Here is a 17,070-nt window from a genome sequence, read left to right on the forward strand (position 1 = left end):
ATTCTTCAGATCAGTGAATGGTAAGAACAGACTTATGCAGTTACCGTCAGTAATCGGCACCCGTGACAACGATCAAGACAGTATTGATCTTCTCGGCATATTTGGCAGTTTGATCGACCAGAAGTGGTTGATCGGCGCGCTCACCGGTGCCTTCATGGCGACCGGCGTTGCCTATGCGGTTTTGGCGACTCCCGTGTACCTGGCGAACGCGCTGGTGCAGGTCGAGCCAAAGAAGAACGACATGCTCGGGTTTTCCGATCTCAACAGCATGCTCGGCGGGCAATCGCCGTCGGTGACCGAAATCGGCATCATCAAGTCCCGCGCGGTGATCGGCAAAACGGTCGATGATCTTCGCCTTGATATCGACGTCACCCCCAACACCTTCCCGATCATCGGCGGCTTTCTCGCCCGACGTTATCGCGGCGAGACCGAGTTCAGTGTAGCGGCGCCGCGTTTGGGCCTGACCAGCTACGCCTGGGGCGGTGAGCGCCTGGAGATCAATCGGCTCAATCTGCCGAAAGCACTGCTGGGCAAGAAACTCACGCTGATCGCCGGCGAGCAGCATCGATTCCAGTTGTTCGATGAAAACGACAACTTGCTGGTCGAGGGCGTCGCTGGCGAAGCGTTCAAACAGGACGAAGTAGAGGGGCAGATCGCTCAGCTGTCGGCGAACCCTGGCACCCGCTTCGAAGTGGTGCGTAATCCACGGATCGTGACCATCCAGAGTTACCAGGATGCGCTGGATATCTCCGAGCAAGGCAAGGAGTCGGGGATTATTCGTCTGGCCCTGGCCAGCACCGACGCGGCCGAGGCGGTGAAAATCCTCAATAAAATCGCTGCGTTGTATGTGCAGCAGAACGTGCAACGCACATCGGCGGAAGCGGCGCAGAGCCTGGCGTTCCTGCAAGGCCAACTGCCGCAGGTCAAACGCGACCTGGCCAAGGCCAGCGACGCGCTCAACGGTTATCAAACCCGTGGCAAGACGGTCAACATTTCCCTCGAAACCCAATCGGTGCTCGAACAGGTCGTCAGTCTGGACACCCGTATCTCCGAACTGAAAATGCAACAGGCGGAGATGGATCGCAAGTTCACCAGGCAGCATCCGGCGTATCGCGCGCTGATGACCCAGATCGGCGAATTGACCCAGCAGCAGAAGGCGCTGGAGAGCAAGGCCCAGGACCTGCCTGCCACGCAACAGGAACTGCTGAACCTGACCCGCGACGTGGAAGTGGCATCGCAGATCTACACGCAACTGCTGAACAAATCCCAGGAGCTGGACATCGTCCGGGCAGGGGCGGTTGGCAATGTGCGCTTGATCGACACCGCGGATGTCGACCTGACCAACCCGGTCAAGCCACGCAAGCCGCTGATCGTGCTGATCGCCACCTTCCTCGGTGCTTTTTTCGGGGTAGCGCTGGTGTTGCTGCGCAAGTCCCTGAGCCGGGGCCTGGAAGGTCCGGAGGCCATCGAGCAACTCGGTTTGCCGGTGTACGCGTCGATTCCATACAGCGCGCTGCAACAGGAAGAGGACAGTAAAAAAGTTCGTGCCAAGGACGGGACGGACAAGCCGGCGTATCTGTTGGCCTTGCGTAACCCGACGGACCTGTCCATCGAGTCGATCCGCAGTTTGCGCACGTGCCTGCACTTTGCGGGGCTGGATTCGACCAATAACCGGATCATGATTTCCGGCCCTAGCCCGCAGGTCGGCAAGACCTTTGTCTCTTCCAACCTCGCGGCAGTCATGGCGCTAAGCGGGCAGCGGGTCGTACTGATCGATGCCGACATGCGCAAAGGCCATCTGCACAAGACGCTGGACACACCGATCACCAATGGCTTGTCGGACCTCTTGGTCAAGCGCTGCAGCATCGAGCAGGCGATCAATAAAGTCGAAATCGACAACTTGCATTTCATCAGTCGCGGGCAGGTCCCGCCCAATCCTTCCGAGCTGCTGATGCACGCCAACTTTCGTGAGCTGCTGGCGCAACTCAGCGAGCGGTATGACGTGGTGATCATCGACACGCCACCGCTGCTGGCGGTGACGGATGCGGCGATTGTCGGACGCGATGCGGGGATCAGCCTGATTGTCACGCGCTTCGGGGTCAACCCGGCCAAAGAGATCGAGCTGACGATTCGTCGATTCGCCCAGAACGGCATCGAGTTGAAGGGCGCGGTGTTCAACGGCGTCGAGAAGCGCGCGGCCAGTTACGGTACTGGCGGCTATTACAACTACGAATACGCGTCCGACAAATCCTGAGTGTCAGTGATTGTCCTTTCATGTTTGAAGTGGGTGAGTTGTGAAAAAAATACTGCACGTGGCAGAGACGATCAAAGGTGGCGTCGCGACGGTGATCCGCACGATTTCGGCATCGCCCGAAGGCGACGCGGCAAACTATGAGCTGGTCTATCTGGTCCCGCAGGATCAGGAAAAGGAATTGCACGGGATTGCCGGGCATCAGATCCGCACCTTCGCCCGGACCGGGCGCAATGTGCCGTCGTTGCTGCGCTTCGCCTGGCGACTGACCCAGGTGATGCTCAAGGAAAAACCCGATGTCGTGCATTTGCACAGCACCTTTTCCGGCGTTATCGGGCGTTGCGTGTGCGTAATGTTGCGACCCTGGCGCAAGCCGAAGATCGTCTACTGCCCCCATGCCTTTTCGTTCCTGATGGAAAGCTCACCGATCAAGCAAAAAGCCTACGCGTGGATCGAGCGGGTATTGCAGAAGGTCACCGACGTGATCATCTGCGTCAGCCAGTACGAGCTCGACAAAGCCGCGCGGTTCGGCATTGAGCGCAAGCGCATGAAGCTGATCTACAACGGCATTCATCGTAAGGATGACGCGCCGAAAGCCAGCAGTCCCGAGCCGATTCATCTGCTCTTCGTCGGCCGTCTCGATTATCAGAAAGGCTTCGACGTGTTGCTCAAGGCTTTCGCCAAAGTCCAGCGCAGTGACCTGAAACTGACGGTGGTGGGCAGTGCCGTGAACGAGGGTTCGGTCGAGTGCCCGCCGATGGAAGGGGTTGAATACCTGCCGTGGGTGACGCCGGACGAAGTCCAGGCGCTGTACCGCAAAGCCGATGCGCTGATCGTCCCGAGTCGCTGGGAAGGCTTTGCCATGGTGCCGCTCGAAGGCATGGCCATGGGCTTGCCGGTGATTGCCAGCAACTGCACGTCGCTGCCCGAACTGGTTACCAACGAGGTGTCCGGCTACGTCTTCCCCAGCGGGGATCACCAGGCGCTGGCCGATGTGCTGACAAAAATCCAGAAGCCGCGGTTGCTCGACCTTGGCAGCGAAGGGCGCAGCATCGTCCGCGAGCGCTTCAGCGCCGCGTTGATGATCCGCCAGACCTATGACCTGTATCGCGCCCCCACTTTTTAAGTAGAACTCAAGCATATGAACGTAACGATTTTGCATGGCTACAGTGCGTCCAACTCCGGTGACGGTCTGCTCGTGGATCTGGCCATTGCCCTGGTGCAGCGAAACTTTGGTGACGACACCTCGATCAGTGTCGTGGCCTCCGATCCAGAGTCCTTCAGTTACTTGCCGCACCCGCGTTTTGACGCGCCGGTCATGGCGGCCAAGGGGCTGGGGCGGGTCAAGCAGGCGGTGTTCCTCAACCAGTCCTACGCCGGTCTCGCTGATCTGTTGAAGAAAACCGATTTGATCGTCGGCGTCGGTGGCGGCTACATGCGCTCCAAAAGCGCGTTTGAACACATCAAGTTGAAACTGGGGCACGCCAAGCAACTGGAAACGGCGATCCTCAGCAAAGTGCCGTCGGTGTACCTGCCGCAAAGCATCGGGCCGTTCCACGGTGAGAGCAGCAAGATCGTCGAGCATTACGCCAGCGCCGATGCGGTGTTCGTGCGTGACAATCGCTCATCGGCGATTTTCGATGCTTGTGAAAATGTTTACCGCGCGCCGGATCTGGCGGTGCAGTCATTGGCCAGCAAAATCCTCATGCAGCCCAAGTTCACCCGTTGCGCGTCATCGCCGGCAACGGTGTGCGTGGTGCTGCGCAAGCCGCCGGAGTGGAGCAAGGAAAAGAAGGTCGCCTACGTGGCCAACTTGAAGTTGCTGCTGCAGCGCTTGAAGAATAAAAGCAAAGTGGTTTGCGCGGTCCAGAGCGCCGTTCGCGGTAACGATGACGGTGCGTTCTATCGCGAATTGGGCATTACCGAAGACCTGCTGCCATTGAAAGCGACGTTGGCCAAGTATCAGCCGGACCTGGTGATTTCCGTGCGCCTGCACGGCGCCATCGAATCGCTGCTGTCCGGCGTTCCGGCGTATCACATCAGCTATGAGCGCAAAGGCTTCGGCGCCTATCAGGACATGGGCGTGGAAGACTGGGTGATCAACGGCGGCGATATCGATGTCGACACCATCATCAATACGGTCTACGCACCGAACGCCTTGTCCAGTTTCGGCAAACGCCTGACTGACACGTGCCGCGAGATCGAGGCAAAAACCGTGGCCATGGACGACATCATCAAAGGTATCGTTCGATGATATTTCGGCTACTGCTTCGCGGCGGGGCATTGGGCGCGAAGTTTTTGCTGGTGCTGGCGATCACCCATTTCCTCGGGTATGAGGCGCTGGGCTTTTACGGCGTGGTGGTCGCCGCCTCGTTGATTGCGTCGAAGTTCTACAGCGTTGGCTTCAGTTCCGAAATCAATCGGTTGATCAGCGTCGGTGGCAGTTCGCGACGGGTCGTCGACAAGGTCCTGCTGCTGTACCTGGCCGTGGGGCTGTTGTTGTCGGTGGCGACGGTGTTGGTTTATTCGCTGTTCCAGGCAGTCGAGGCAACGACCACGCTGATCCTCTGCGTGACCCTGGTTTTGCTCACCGAACACCTGTCGTTCGAAATCAACTCCTTCGTGTTTTCCGCGCAGAAAGCCACGGCCGGCGCGCTGTTGTTTTTCATCAAGACCGGCCTCTGGGCGCTGTTGGCGGTGGGCGGGATGATGCTCGGCTGGGTGTCCGGGATCGCCAGTGTGCTGTGGTTGTGGGTTGTGGCCAACGTGCTGGTGATCGTCGCCGGTTACCTGATTGTGGTGAACGTGCACAAGGGCCGGGTGAGCGGGACGCTGGCCACGGCAACCGTGTGGAAGGCCGGGTTGCCGTTCTATCTCGGCACAGGCTTGATCGCGTTGAGTCAGTACGTCGAGCGCTTTCTGATCATCGACATCGAACCCTACGCCAGCCTTGGTAAATACGTGTACGCCTGGTCGGCGGCCAATACCTTGCAGGCACTGTCCTATGCGGTGGTGGCGGTGGTCGGCATTCCAGTGCTCGCCAAGCGTTTTCAGGCTGATCAACAGCCGTTCACCGTCCGGCAATTGTTCGTGAACAAATGGGTCATGCGCTCGCTGGTGGTGTCCGCTGCGGTGGCGGTGCTGATTTATCTGTTCTTCAATGTCGTGCTCGATTACGTCGCCACGAGCGTTCCTCGCCCGGACAACGCGATCCTCGGCGTGCTGATTTTTTCCTTTGCCCTGCGTGCCATTGGCGACATCGTATGGGGCGGTCTGATTGCCTCGAAGAACAGCCGGGTGTCGCTGGCCAGCGCGGCGATCTGCTTGCTGGTTTCGGTGCCCGTCAGCTACGTGCTGATCAAGCACTATTCGATTTATGGCGCTGCCTGGGGCAACGTCTTTGCGATCATCGTGCAGCTCGGCGTGATTGCCGTGTTGACCCGTGTGACCCGGCCGAAAGGGGCTTTGGCATGGGGTTGAAGCTGCCGTGCATCGAGTTTCGCGGCAAGAAACTCGATTCCTCGATTTCGTTCCTGATCCTGTTTACCGGGTTGTTCCTGTCGGTGGCCATGCCGCTGTTGATCCCCCGCGATCCAGGTCCGGATGCCATGACCTTGTGGTCGTCCTACGCCCGTGCCGACAACTGTAATTTCTGGAACCCGTTCTCGCCGGATCGCTCTTCCTATGAGTGTTCGGCGTTCCTGTTGCGGCCCACCGGGATCAATCTGACCAATGCCTGGGCCTACGGCATGTTCTGCAATTTTTTCCTCACGGCGATTCCGGTGGTGGTCTTCCGGCGCATGCCGCTGGCGATTTTCGGCACGCTGTGTCTGTGGGGCATCGTTCGCTCGTTTTTCCTTGAAAACCTGACCAAGGAAATCATTGTGTCGGTGGCGGTGTTGAGTATTTTGCTCAGCTCGTTGACGCGTAAATATCGCGGCGGATTTTTCTTCTCGGCGGTGATCTACGGCGTGCTGATCCGCCCCTACTGGATTCTGTTTTCACTGTCCTGGGTCGGCGTCTGCGTGATGAAGAAGTATGTCTCGCGCTTCACCTTCTTCCTGATGCTGTTCCTGTTCTACCTGGCGGTCGCCATGGCGATCCAGGTGGCGCTCGGGTTTCCGGTGTCGTCGATTCGCGCGAGTAACAACGAACTGCGCACGGCGGGTGAGGAGGGTTCCAAGTCGCTGATCGTCTCGTGGCTCAGCGGCAGCGACTTTGTCTCGCAGGCGCTGGACTCGATGATCATTTTCTTTCGGCTGTCGTTCCCGGTGGAGCTGATTCTGCTGTCGGGGCCGGGCCAGGTGATCTTCGTGGCGTTGATGATCATGACCGCGTTGCTGCTGTTCAAGGTCATCACCTCGACCGATTACAAAGGCGCACCGATCCAGACCAAACCCAAGGAACTGATCGCGATTCCGCTGGCGTTCCTGCTGGTTCAAGGCCTGTTCGAGCCGGACTTCGGCTCCTTTGCCCGGCACTTTTCGATGGTGGTGCCGGTGTTGTTCGTCGGCCTGGGATTGATGTTGCGGGCCAACAAGCCGGCGCAGGTTGAATCAAGAATTCTGAATTGAGGCAGGTGCTTTATGTCGAGCAAGAAAAAGTCCCTGGAGATCGAAACCCTGCGTGGCCTGGCGTGCCTGCTGCTGGTGCTCTATCACGTGATCGGTCCGTTGGGCGGCGGCTTGAAAATAGACCTGGGCTCGCCGTTCCGGGTGATCGCCGACTCGATGGTGTATGTGCGCATGCCGCTGTTCACCTTTATCTCCGGCTACATCTACTCCATCTACAAAATCCGCGGCAATGACTTTTCGGCGTTCTTCTCCGGCAAGGTGCGACGGCTGATCGTGCCGCTGTTCTGCGTGGGTGTGCCGTTCTCGGTGTTGCAGGCGGTGGGGCCGGGTGTGAACAAGGACGTCGGCGTGATCGATGCGTTGTTGTCGTTCTGGGTGCCGGTCAACCACTTCTGGTTTTTGCAGGCGGTGTTCATCATTTTCATGTTCGTCGGCTTGCTCGAGTGGCGTGGTTTGCTGCGTTCGGCGACGCGCTTGTACCTGCTGTTTGCCTTTGCGGCAGGGGTGTTTCTGCTGCCGCCGTTCAAGCTCGATGCGTTCGGTATTAATGGCGCGATCTACCTGCTGCCGTTTTTTGTGGCGGGGATGATTGGCCAGGAAAATGTCGATGCGTTGAAGCAGCGGTTCAAGGTGATCGGGCCGTTGGTGTTTGTGCTGATCTCGCTGACGCTGCTGTACGTGGCGGCGATTGATCGCGAGTTGATCGTCGACCGCCGCAGCCTGATCGGTTTGATCGTGGGTTGCGTGTCCTGCATTGCGTTGCTGTCCAGTGACATGCGCTCGAAGTGGCTGACCTGGCTCGGTGGGTATTCCTATGGGATTTTCCTGTTCCATGTGTTGTTTGCCGCCACTTCGCGGTTTGTCCTGGGGCGTTTGGGCGTGAAGGACGAAAGCCTTCTGGTGCTCGGTGGCTTGGCGTGTGGCTTGCTGGGGCCGGTGGTTCTATCGATGGTTTTCAGTCGATTCAACTTCACCTCCGTGTTGTTCCTGGGGGAGCGCGCGGCGGCTAAAAAACAGCCGGCAAACGTCGGCCCGGTGCCACAAACCCGATGATTGTCCGAGTGAAGGAAGCGATGCATGTTGGCAGTCGATGACGTCCAGCCTGTTGCGGTGTCAGTGGTTGAGGTCGGTGACGCTCGCGAACGGTTTGGCCAGTGGCGCGAAGGGAAGGCGGGGAAGGTCCTGTCCATCTCGGTGATCGGCGACAGCTACAGCGCCGGACAGGATTTCTATCTGAACAAGCTGGTGCAGCGGCTGGCCGGGGAGGCGGGTTTCGCCGGCCCCGGCTATGTCGGCTTCAACCACGGCGCGGCACTGGGCGGCACGCACTTCAAATACACCCGCAGCAGCGAAAAGTACTTCGGCGGTGACTGGCAGGTGTCCGCCCTTGGCCAGGCCAGCCCCGACAGTCGCACCCTTACCGGTCGGCCCGGCGCGTGGCTGGAGATCGATGCCAGCCCGACACCGACCATCAATACGGCTGTCACCCAAGCGAAATTGCTCTACCTCGGCAATGGCGAACCCAATGAGGTTCGCTACCGCTGGGCACCGTCGCAATCCTGGCAGCCATTGACGCTCGCAGGCTCAGGGGTTCAGGAACTGCCACTGCCAGGCACATCGGCAGCGACAGACTGGGCGTTCCGGCTGGAAGTGGTGAAAGGCGCGCCAACCCTCTTCGGCCTGTGGATGAGCAACGAACAGGACGGCGTGCGGGTATCCAAACTCGCGGCGTCCGGTGCGGCGTCCGCAGATTTCTACCGCAGTGATGACCGTTGGCAGGCGCAGTGGAAGGCGGTGGTGTCGAAGATTCCCGCCGACATCTACCTGATCATGCTGGGTGGTAACGACCAGGGTTTTGGCGTGAAACCCGAGCAGTACCTGAAGAACATTCAGGGTTTGGTGGGGATGGTCCGCGAGATTCAGCCGGCGGCGAGCATCAACCTGATCGTGCGTCAGGACACGACGCGTTCCAGTGCTTACCCGATGTCGGCCTATGCGCAAGTCCTGGAGCCCTGGGCACGCAAGGAACACCTCGGTTACGCCAATCTGCAGTGCGCGTTTGGTACCGACTTCAAGCGTTATGCTGCCACCATGATCGGCCCGGACAAGATTCATCCTCTCCCGGAGTCGGGAGGGCGCGTGATCGCCGATTTCTTTTATCGTCTGATCGTCGGTGGCAATACCGGGGTATCAGCACAGGACACCTGTGGGAGCGAGCTTGCTCGCGATGGTCGTCAACGATAACGCGCGAATCCTGAAGACCTGCGGTGTCATTGAGTTTTTCGCGAGCAATCGAGCGTCGACCGGCTGCTCCTACAGGGCAGCTGATTCGAAGTGATCCAGTTGACTCAGCAGCTCTGCGGTTTTAAGCGGCATCAGTTGCGTAGCACAACGGGTTTCCACGTTGATGATGATGGCCGGGTCGTTGCAGCAAATGCGCACCCGGAATCGCCAGTCGCTGAAAATCACTTTCAGCCCATCGCGGTCATCGATTTCCAGCGCCTGCCCGCGGTAAAGCCTTTTCAGATGAGCGAGGAGGGGATAGGGGTCGAGCATCGGCCGGCGGATGTCTCCGGAAGAGGGAAACATACCGATCCGTTCCACCAGCAGAGTGGGGCCGAGCCAGGATTCGTTGGCGCTCGGCAACCGCTGATGTCGTGATAACGAGGACATCACCCCGAGGTTGCCCACCTCCATTTCAATGTATGCCGAGAGTTTTTCAATGTTCATGGTTGGCCTGCCTGAATGAAGAGTGGGCGTCGGGTGTTGGAGCCGTCTTAGCGGCCCTTCAAGTACACGTTTTCGTAGCAGAAGTTGGTCGCCTGCAAGTAACCCTCGGCGTCGCCGCAATCGAAGCGCAAACCCTTGAACTTGTAGGCCAGCACACAGCCGTTCTGCGCCTGTTTCATCAACGCGTCGGTGATCTGGATTTCCCCGCCTTTACCCGGTTCGGTGTCGGCGATCAGGTCAAAGATATCCGGCGTCAGAATGTAGCGGCCGATGATCGCCAGGTTCGACGGGGCGTCCTGCGGGGCCGGTTTTTCCACCATGTTGTTGACCCGGTAGATCCCGTCGGAGATCGGCTCGCCGGCAATCACGCCGTACTTGTGGGTCTGGTCGCGGGGGACTTCCTGGATGGCCACGATCGAGCAGCGGAATTTCTTGTAGAGCTGGATCATTTGGGTGAGGACACCATCACCTTCCAGGTTCAGGCACAGGTCATCGGCCAGTACCACGGCGAAGGGTTCGTCGCCGATCAGCGGGCGGCCACTGAGAATGGCGTGGCCCAGGCCTTTCATTTCCACCTGGCGGGTGTAGGAGAAGGTGCAGGTGTCGATGAGCTCGCGGGTTCCGGCCAGGAACTTCTCTTTCTCGGTGCCGCGAATCTGGTGCTCCAGCTCATAGCTGATGTCGAAGTGGTCTTCCAGCGCGCGCTTGCCCCGCCCGGTGACGATCGCCATGTGTTGCAGGCCGGCGTCCCGTGCTTCTTCAACGGCGTACTCGATCAATGGCTTGTTGACGATCGGCAGCATTTCCTTGGGCATGGCTTTGGTCGCCGGCAGGAAACGAGTGCCATAGCCGGCAGCGGGGAACAAACATTTACGAATCATAAAAGTATCCTGGACAGTCATGGAACACAGCCAACGGGTGCGCGCAATAACGAGTGATTGCAAGTTTCAATGTTTATTGAAGGCTTACTTTAATACCTGAGTATGGCCACTAGTGGCAAATAGCAATGTGCGGATAACGCAGCAATGTTATGAGATGTCGGGTTGATAGTTGTTGGTTATTTTTAGTCGGTATCTGTTGATAGTGGTGAGTGCGTCGGAATGCTAATAAGTATTCCGCAATACAGTTTGGCCTGAAAAAATATTTATTGCCAGTCGTTGAACTAATTTTGTTTTTGGTTGTTGTCGCTCTTGTTTGTGTGGTGCAGCACACACCTTTAACAAGAGGGGCTTGACACGCAACTTCGCACTTTTCCCACTATGGACCGCGCTATGAAAATTCTGGTAACGGGTGGAGCTGGATACATCGGTTCGCACACCACGCTCGCACTGCTTGAAGCAGGCTATGAAGTTGTTGTGCTGGATAATCTTTGCAACAGCAGCGACGCGGCCTTGCACGCGGTGGAAGCCATTTGCGGCAAGAGTGCGCTGATGATTCGCGGCGATGTGTGCGACCGGGCCTTGCTGGACCGGATTTTCCAGCAGCATGCCATCGATGCCGTCCTGCATTTTGCCGGTCTCAAGGCCGTGGGCGAGAGCGTGCGCAAGCCCCTTGAGTATTACGAGACCAACGTCAGCGGCAGCATCACGCTGTGTCAGGCGATGGCCGCTGCGGGGGTGTTTCGCCTGGTGTTCAGTTCGTCGGCCACGGTATACGGCGAGCCAGAGCAGATGCCGATCCGCGAGGATTTCCCCACGGGCATCCCGACCAATCCCTACGGTCAATCCAAGTTGATCGTCGAGAATGTGCTGCGCGACCTGGCCTTGGCCGAGCCGCGCTGGAGCATCGCGCTGTTGCGTTACTTCAACCCGATCGGCGCGCATGACAGCGGCCATCTGGGGGAAGACCCGAGTGGCATTCCGAATAACCTGGTGCCCTACATCAGCCAGGTGGCGGTTGGCAGCCTGCAAGAGTTGTCGATCTTCGGCAACGATTACCCCACGGTCGACGGCACCGGGGTACGCGACTACATCCACGTCGTGGACCTGGCGGACGGTCATCTCAAGGCCTTGCAGTCCATCGCCGGGCGCACCGGCATTCATACCTGGAACCTGGGCACGGGCGATGGCTACAGCGTGTTGCAAGTGCTGCGGGCGTTCGAGCAGGCGTGCGGTCAGGCGGTGCCCTATCGAATGATGCCGCGTCGCTCGGGCGATATCGCCGAGAGCTGGGCCGACCCTTCCAAGGCGGAGAAAGAGCTGGGCTGGAAGGCCACGCGCAACTTGCAGGACATGGTCACGGATACCTGGCGCTGGCAATCGAATCACCCCAAAGGCTATCTGGGATGATGGCGTTTTAGCCTAATGTTATTTCTGGTCAGGTTGTTAGATATCGTCGGGAAAATACACTGGCCATGCCTTTTGCAAGCCCGTAGATATAAACCTGCCGTTCGACTTTTATCAGTTGGGTAAGACTGTGAAAGAACAACGGATCTTGTTCGCACTTTTCGCGGACTTGAACTCTACCACCTCTAACGTAATGCCCGATTTCGATCAGGTTGAATGTTAGAAAGGAGTTGATATGAAGAAAGTGATGGCAATTGCCCTGTTGACGATGTTGAGCAACTGGGCGTCTGCGGTAGAAGCGCCGCTTACAACTGCGACCAATGTATTGGGTAACGTGGCGGCGACTCAAGCCACTGCAGCCAGTACTGCAATGGTCGCCAGTGCTGTAGCGGCGTCCAACAGTGGTGGAAGTGCAAACGGCGGTACGACGGGTACGACAGGTACCACGGGTACAACCGGTACGCACAACTAACTGAAACACCTGTTGGTGCAGTACAAGGTCGCCCGATGCAAATCGGGTGACTTTGTTTTTAGATTCGCCCTTGAATAGCGTAGTGCCATTATGACTCGTAGTTTTTCTCTTTTAATGTTGGCAAGCATCGCTTTACAAGGTTGCATGTTTTCCCCCGGCCAATACCTGAGCACCAGTGATATCACGCGCCAGGGCGCCAGCGAGAGCAGCCGGGTCGAGCTCATTCCGATCACGCCCAAGCTCATTTCCATGAACAGGGTCACGCAAAAGCGTGAGTCCGTGCCGGCAGAATTGTTGGCGGCCCCGGCCGAGTACCGCATCGGCAGTAACGATGTCCTGTACATCACGGTCTGGGATCACCCGGAGCTGACGGCACCCTCCGGCGCGCAACAGCAGATCGATGCCAACGGTCGTCTGGTCCGTGCCGATGGCACGCTCTACTACCCGTTTATCAAAGAGGTTCAGGCGGCCGGAAAAACCGTCCAGCAACTGCGATCGGACATCGAAGAAAGGCTGTCGGCCTTCATCGCCGAACCGCAAGTGGATGTCGCCGTGTTGCGTTTTTCCAGTCAGAAAGTCGTGGTGACGGGCGCCGTTTCGAAGGCCGGTCCGCAACCGATTTCCACCAACCCGCTCAGTGTGGTCGAGGCCCTCGGTTCCGCCGGTATCGATACGGCGAGTGCCGATTTGTCCGGTCTGTTGCTGACACGAAACGGGCGGGTCTACACGCTCAATCTCGACACGCTCAACCAGCCGGATTCCGAGTTGCAGAACGTCTACCTCAAGGGTGGCGATCAGTTGTATCTGCCATACAACGACAAAAAGCGCATCTACGTCATGGGCGAGGTCAACCAGCCCCGCGCACTGAGCTTCAAGACCGCCACCATGAACCTGTCCGATGTGCTGGGCTCGGTCGGTGGATTGAGTCAGACCACCTCCAACGGTAACGCCGTGTACGTGATCAGGGGTGTTGAAAACCTCGATGTGGAACCGGCGAAGGTCTATCAGTTGCAAGCCCAATCCCCGACTGCCATGGCGCTGGCCACGCACTTTGAAGTACGTCCCCAGGACGTTGTCTACGTAGGTCCTGCCAACGTTACTCGCTGGAATCGCTTCATCAGCCAATTGGTGCCGTCGGCATCGATTGTCGGTACGGGTGCTTCCGCGGCGAAGAACATGAGTGAAGTCAGCAGCAACAGCAATTAAGGCCGGGTCCGATCGTGAGAACGTTGAATGTTGGCGTCTGCTTGATAGCGGCCTTGATGTTGTGTGGCTGTAACCCGCTGATGGTCGCTTCGATGACCAACCTCAAGTCAGCGGTGACGGGGCCGGATGAGCTGGACGTGACGGCGGCCCAGGTGGCGGATGTACGCTATCCCCAGCTCAAGCTGACCACGCCGTCCGGTTCCGGCGTGCTGGCGCTGGTGCGTGAGCGCGGCGACCTGCAGTTCTGGGTCGCGTCCGGCAAACAGGTTCTGCTGATGCGTGATGGCCTGGCGGTGCGCAGCATCGGCCTGGGCCTGGACGGCGATCTGGACGGAACGCGTCTTGCCGACGTCTCGCCCTTCAAGCAAGGCCTCCATCAAGTGCCCGATGGCTACACCAGCCAGCGCTGGATCGATCTCTATCAGGGCCAGGAAGTCGGGGTGATCTTGAACAGTCGTTTCTCCCGCCAGTCCATGGAAACCCTGGAAATCCTCAACAAGGAATACGCCGTGCTACGTGTCGACGAGCAGATTGACGCGCCGGCCATCGGCCTGCGTGCGACCAATCGTTACTGGGTCGATCCCGTTGACGGTTTCATTGTGCAGAGTGAGCAACAACTGACCTCGCAACTGCGGGTCAAGATCGTGCAACTGACCCCTGACCGCAGGCATGCCCGGTGAGGCGTCTCAGGGCTCTATCGGCGTGCCTGCTGTTGATCGCCAACGTCAGCCATGCAGCGGTCACCGTCACCGGTGACGTTGCCAACCCGGGGGTGGTCGACCTGCCGGCGGGCGGGCGATTGCTGGACGTGATCAGCGTGGCACAGCCCAATGCCGAGAGTTACTGGTTGGCGGGCGTATTGCTGCGTCAGTCCCTGGTCGAACAACAGACCCGGCTCAAGGCCGGGGTGTTGTTCGATCTGGACGTGTTGCAGCGCATGGCCGTGCTGTTCGACAGGCCGAGCCGGGCTGCCTTGGCGGTGCGGTTGGCCGAGCAAGTCAGGCGCATGCCGGTCACCGGGCGCCAGGTGGCTGTTCTGGACCCGGTCGCCGTGGAAGTCGGGTTTGCCCGCAACATTCGCCTGGACGACGGCGATCGCCTCATCTACCCGCTGCGGGTCGACGAAGTCGAGGTGCTCGGCGCTGTCGCCGAGCCGTGTCGGTTGCCCTATCAAGCGCTGCAAGAGGCCCGTGATTACCTGCAAGGTTGCACGCCGCTGGTCGATGCGGACGCCGATTACCTGTGGTTGATCCAGCCCAACGGCGTCACCCGGCGCGTCGGCATTGCCCACTGGAATCGCGAGAGCGGGCAGATACCGGCCGCCGGCAGCAAGATTCTGGTCCCGGTCAAAAACGATGATCTTGATCCGCCTATCCCTGAACTGAATCAGCAGTTGGCCGAATTTATTGCCACGCAGCTGGCTGAGGTGGTTCGTTGAATTTACGTTTTGCAGCCGTATTGTTATTGCCGTGTGGTCTGGCTCATGCAGAACCACGCATTACCCAGAATGATTTCGGTGGCGCGGGCTTATTGCAAACGCCGACGGCGCGCATGGCGCCGGCCGGTGAGTTGAGCCTGAATGCCAACCGCACCGAGCCCTATAGTCGCTACAGCGTTTCACTCCAGCCACTTGAGTGGCTGGAAGGCTCGTTTCGCTACACCGCGATCACCAACCGCCCCTATGGCCCCGAGTCGTTGAGCGGCAACCAGAGCTACAAGGACAAGGCGGTCGACCTCAAGGCCCGCCTGTGGGAAGAAACCCATTGGGCGCCCGAGGTGGCCTTGGGCTTCCGGGACATCGGTGGTACAGGCCTGTTCTCCAGTGAGTTCGTGGTGGCCAACAAGCGCTACGACAATTTCGATTTCAGCGCCGGCATTGCCTGGGGCTACCTGGGCAACCGCGGCGACTTCGAAAACCCGCTGGGCTACATCAGTGACCGCTTCAAGACCCGGCCCGACAGCGAAGGTACCGGTGATGTCAACGCCGGGGCCTATTTTCGCGGCAGCCCTTCCTTTTTCGGCGGAGTGAGCTACCAGACACCCTGGGATCGTCTCAGCCTGAAACTCGAATACGAAGGCAACGATTACAAGCACGAGCCGAAGGACAACCAGATCAAGCAGGACTCGCCGATCAACCTCGGCGCGGTGTTCAAAGTAACTGACTCGATCGACCTCAGCGCAGCCTGGGAGCGCGGCAATACAGCGATGTTCGGTGTCACCTTCCACACCAACTTCGCCAGCCGCAAGGCGCCGGCCAAGACGTTCGATCCGCCGGCTGAACCCTTGCCGGCGAAAGCGCCGAGCACCGGGATGGATCAGGTCGATTGGGCCGATGTGTCCCGGCGTCTGCAGCAAAATGCCGGGTACAAGGTCGAGCGCATCAGCCAGCGCGATTCCGAGTTGATCGTGTATGGCGAGCAGCAGCGTTACTTCCATTCGGCCAAGGCCGTAGGCCGGGCGAGCCGGATTCTGGACAACAGCGTCAACGACGACATCGACTGGTTCACCGTGGTGAACAAGCGCTACGACCTGCCGCTGGAAGAAACCAGCGTGCCGCGGCAAACCTTCCGCGAAGTGATCAACAACGAGGAGCCGTTGCAATCGCTGCACCGCACCACCGAAATCAATCCGGCGATGCCGCACAACGAGAAAACCCTCTACACCGAAGCGATGCAGCCATTCGCCTATGGCGTCGGGCTGGGCTTCAAGCAGAACGTCGGTGGCCCCGATGGCTTGCTCTATCAATTCAGTGCCGACGCGGACGCGGAGTACCGCTTCAACCGCAACACCTGGTGGAGCGGCTTGCTCAGTGCCAACCTGATCAACAACTTCGACAAGTTCACCTATGACGCACCCAGCGGCTTGCCCCGCGTGCGCACGGACTTGCGCCAGTACATGACCACGTCCGATGTCACCATGCCGTTGTTCCAGGTCAGCCATGTCGAGCAGTTGGACAAGGACCTGTATGGCATGGTGTACGGTGGCTACCTGGAGTCGATGTTTGCCGGTGTCGGGGGCGAGGTGCTGTTCCGTCCGACCGGTGAGCGCTGGTCGTTGGGCGCGGACCTGAACTACGTCCGCCAGCGTGAGTTCGACCAGGGTTTTGGCTTGCGTGATTACGATGTGTTGACCGGCCACATCACCGGCTACACCGACTTGCCCTACGATACGCTGGCAGCCGTCAGCGTCGGGCGTTACCTGGCAGGTGACTGGGGCGGCACGCTGGATATTTCACGGGAGTTTTCCAACGGCGTACGGTTTGGTGCCTGGGCAACGATCACCACCGCAACCGGCGCTGAATACGGCGAAGGTAGTTTCGACAAAGGCATCTACCTGTCCATTCCGTTCGACGAACTGATGAGCATGTCGACCATGCGCCGCGCCAATCTTGTCTGGTCGCCGCTGACCCGGGACGGTGGTGCACGGCTCAATCGCAGCTACCAGTTGCACTCGATGACCGACAGCCGCGACGATGACATGTTCTATCGCAACTTCGAGAAGATCACTGAGTAACCTCGGCACAAAGGCCCTTGTGGGAGCAGGTTCCCACAA

General features: G+C 58.9%; 15 protein-coding genes. 13 read left to right on the top strand and 2 right to left on the bottom strand.

The features are described 5' to 3' along the window. The first annotated feature begins 34 nt into the window (after positions 1-34). Genes BSF44_RS09755 through BSF44_RS09785 form a run of 7 tightly spaced genes read left to right on the top strand, consistent with a single transcriptional unit; the run spans position 35 to position 9,069 of the window. Positions 35-2,254 carry a polysaccharide biosynthesis tyrosine autokinase gene (locus BSF44_RS09755; RefSeq protein WP_095943324.1) on the top strand — a complete coding sequence of 740 codons (2,220 nt, stop codon included), beginning with the start codon at positions 35-37 and terminating at the stop codon, positions 2,252-2,254. Positions 2,255-2,294: 40 nt separating this feature from the next. Beyond that, positions 2,295-3,377, top strand: a complete 1,083-nt coding sequence (locus tag BSF44_RS09760; RefSeq protein WP_095943325.1) for a glycosyltransferase family 4 protein — start codon at positions 2,295-2,297, stop codon at positions 3,375-3,377. Positions 3,378-3,392: 15 nt separating this feature from the next. Next, positions 3,393-4,505 (top strand): polysaccharide pyruvyl transferase family protein, encoded by a 1,113-nt coding sequence (locus tag BSF44_RS09765; protein WP_095943326.1) that lies wholly within the window; start codon positions 3,393-3,395, stop codon positions 4,503-4,505. Further along, positions 4,502-5,731, top strand: a complete 1,230-nt coding sequence (locus BSF44_RS09770; protein ID WP_095943327.1) for a polysaccharide biosynthesis C-terminal domain-containing protein — start codon at positions 4,502-4,504, stop codon at positions 5,729-5,731. The genes BSF44_RS09765 and BSF44_RS09770 overlap by 4 nt, the downstream gene beginning before the upstream one ends. Further along, positions 5,722-6,825: a hypothetical protein gene (locus tag BSF44_RS09775; RefSeq protein WP_095943328.1), complete on the top strand. Its 1,104-nt coding sequence runs from the start codon at positions 5,722-5,724 to the stop codon at positions 6,823-6,825. Before BSF44_RS09770 ends, BSF44_RS09775 begins: the two co-directional genes overlap by 10 nt. Before the next feature lie 12 nt (positions 6,826-6,837). Beyond that, positions 6,838-7,878, top strand: a complete 1,041-nt coding sequence (locus tag BSF44_RS09780) for an acyltransferase family protein (RefSeq protein ID WP_095943329.1) — start codon at positions 6,838-6,840, stop codon at positions 7,876-7,878. Between the two features lie 24 nt (positions 7,879-7,902). Continuing rightward, on the top strand, positions 7,903-9,069 hold the full coding sequence (locus tag BSF44_RS09785; RefSeq protein WP_095943330.1) for an SGNH/GDSL hydrolase family protein: 1,167 nt from the start codon (positions 7,903-7,905) through the stop codon (positions 9,067-9,069). Between the two features lie 69 nt (positions 9,070-9,138). Here the strand turns inward: BSF44_RS09785 and BSF44_RS09790 are convergent, their stop codons facing one another. Both BSF44_RS09790 and galU read right to left on the bottom strand, forming a co-directional pair. Then, the gene (locus BSF44_RS09790) at positions 9,139-9,555 is read right to left on the bottom strand and encodes a mannose-1-phosphate guanylyltransferase (protein ID WP_095943331.1); all 417 of its coding nucleotides are present in this window, start codon (positions 9,553-9,555) and stop codon (positions 9,139-9,141) included. Between the two features lie 47 nt (positions 9,556-9,602). After that, positions 9,603-10,436: a UTP--glucose-1-phosphate uridylyltransferase GalU gene (galU, locus tag BSF44_RS09795; RefSeq protein WP_046038087.1), complete on the bottom strand. Its 834-nt coding sequence runs from the start codon at positions 10,434-10,436 to the stop codon at positions 9,603-9,605. Between the two features lie 390 nt (positions 10,437-10,826). Between galU and galE the strand changes: the two genes are divergently transcribed. The 6 genes from galE to BSF44_RS09825 all read left to right on the top strand — a co-directional run bounded on the left by galE (position 10,827) and on the right by BSF44_RS09825 (position 17,031). Beyond that, entirely contained in the window at positions 10,827-11,843 is a 1,017-nt protein-coding gene (gene galE, locus BSF44_RS09800; protein ID WP_095943332.1) for a UDP-glucose 4-epimerase GalE, read from the top strand. Positions 11,844-12,075: 232 nt separating this feature from the next. Beyond that, on the top strand, positions 12,076-12,312 hold the full coding sequence (locus tag BSF44_RS09805) for a hypothetical protein (protein WP_046038091.1): 237 nt from the start codon (positions 12,076-12,078) through the stop codon (positions 12,310-12,312). 144 nt (positions 12,313-12,456) lie between these two features. After that, complete coding sequence (locus BSF44_RS09810) at positions 12,457-13,518, top strand: polysaccharide biosynthesis/export family protein (RefSeq protein WP_095943333.1); 1,062 nt, start codon at positions 12,457-12,459, stop codon at positions 13,516-13,518. 14 nt (positions 13,519-13,532) lie between these two features. Beyond that, positions 13,533-14,198 (top strand): YjbF family lipoprotein, encoded by a 666-nt coding sequence (locus BSF44_RS09815; protein ID WP_095943334.1) that lies wholly within the window; start codon positions 13,533-13,535, stop codon positions 14,196-14,198. Continuing rightward, on the top strand, positions 14,195-14,956 hold the full coding sequence (locus tag BSF44_RS09820) for a capsule biosynthesis GfcC family protein (protein WP_095943335.1): 762 nt from the start codon (positions 14,195-14,197) through the stop codon (positions 14,954-14,956). Before BSF44_RS09815 ends, BSF44_RS09820 begins: the two co-directional genes overlap by 4 nt. Continuing rightward, positions 14,953-17,031 (top strand): YjbH domain-containing protein, encoded by a 2,079-nt coding sequence (locus BSF44_RS09825; RefSeq protein WP_095943336.1) that lies wholly within the window; start codon positions 14,953-14,955, stop codon positions 17,029-17,031. Before BSF44_RS09820 ends, BSF44_RS09825 begins: the two co-directional genes overlap by 4 nt. Positions 17,032-17,070 lie beyond the last annotated feature (39 nt).

The organism is Pseudomonas sp. ACN8 (assembly GCF_002303925.1).
Taxonomy (GTDB): Bacteria; Pseudomonadota; Gammaproteobacteria; order Pseudomonadales; family Pseudomonadaceae; genus Aquipseudomonas.